The organism is Pseudoalteromonas sp. SR44-5, assembly GCF_014163675.1.
Classification (GTDB): Bacteria; Pseudomonadota; Gammaproteobacteria; order Enterobacterales; family Alteromonadaceae; genus Pseudoalteromonas; species Pseudoalteromonas rhizosphaerae.
Genome location: NZ_JACJDT010000121.1, coordinates 1 through 1,233 on the forward strand (window position 1 = coordinate 1; position 1,233 = coordinate 1,233).

General features: G+C 41.0%; 1 protein-coding gene and 1 pseudogene. One reads left to right on the forward strand and one right to left on the reverse strand.

Annotated elements, in window-relative coordinates; translation table 11 throughout:
• Positions 1–510 (reverse strand): annotated as a pseudogene (locus tag H5154_RS22735) (chitodextrinase); the annotation flags it as partial.
• Between the two features lie 160 nt (positions 511–670).
• Here H5154_RS22735 and H5154_RS24235 point away from each other — a divergent pair.
• The gene (locus H5154_RS24235; RefSeq protein WP_404936154.1) at positions 671–826 is read left to right on the forward strand and encodes a hypothetical protein; all 156 of its coding nucleotides are present in this window, start codon (positions 671–673) and stop codon (positions 824–826) included.
• The last annotated feature ends 407 nt before the right edge of the window (positions 827–1,233 follow it).

A 1,233-nucleotide genomic window follows, 5' to 3' on the forward strand; every position in this document is an offset into this window, starting at 1 on the left:
GCGCTCATAATCGTCGCGGATACCGTTGTCATTTTGATCAACACCGTCCAGCGTTTTATAGTCGTCAGGGTGTTCAGGTGGTAAATCTGGGGTTTGGTAAAATAAATCTTTAATTTTTTGCCAACTACTGTGGGGGGCGGGTTCGTTATTCTCATTCCAGTAGCGGGCAAGATAGTAGTCGGCTCCGTGTTTTACAAGGTTGCCACCTTGATACACTTTGTTTGCTTGCCATTTTTCTATCACAGTATTTTGCAGCCAAATCCAACCATCCCAATGGGGTTGGTTTTCTATCGGTTCAATGCCTTTAACCCAAAAAGCGGCAATAAATAAGCTGTTGTTGTGAGTCACAACATCGCCGGCTACATAAATTGAGCTGGCATTCCATTGTGGGTGGTTTGGTTGAATATCGGCTAAATCTGTATTTTTAGATTGTGAGTTAAGCTTAAAAATATTTGTCGCGTAAGCATATGAACAAAAAAGTAACCAAGCAATAATGATGAGTTTAGTCATTGCAAATTCCTTTTGATGAAGTTCCATTACTTTTTAATTAAGTTCACTTTTTAGGTAAATGCAAGGTGGGAGGATTAAATATTTCAAAATCATTAATGAGTTTGAAAAGTAGCAATACTTGGTTTTTGAATACAGAGATCAATAAAACACAGTCGTCAGCATGATCGGAAGCTTCTTATGGGTGACCCCTTTCAGATCTTTGGTGAAAAAGCATGGCGCGAGCGATATTGCTAACGCAACAGGATTAAATCGTGGAAGCTCGTATAAGGCGGTGAATGGTAAAACCAAAACTCGTTGCGAAACTTTTTTCAAGTGATAAAAGCACTTAACTTTCGCCTTACAACGCAAGTGGCGTAGGTTGGGGAGAGTGCAACGAAACCCTTCTGGTGTGGGGTCGTTCTTAGGGCGATAAGTGAATTTCACCACCGAGAACTCAAATGCGCTTCGCTACACAGAGGTTAAGTATTGTTGTAGGAGATGGCTTCAGCCACGAATGATTTAACACTAGTGACAGAGTTAATCACCGTAGGCGTTGAGCTTGCTGACGCTTGTGGTTTGTAGGTTGGGCTTTAGCCCAAAAAGTGGTATCACTGCTAACCCCCCTGTGTCAGGATAGTTGTCGTCTCTAACTTTTAATAGAGGCAGATAAAAATGAGACGTCGATTTACACAAGAATTTAAAGTTCAAGCGGTTGAAAAAGCATTATCTCAATGTGATGATGTT

Bases quoted from the DNA above. Each gene is read 5' to 3' on its own strand.
- H5154_RS24235 (WP_404936154.1), top strand. From the start codon at position 671: ATGATCGGAAGCTTCTTATGGGTGACCCCTTTCAGATCTTTGGTGAAA.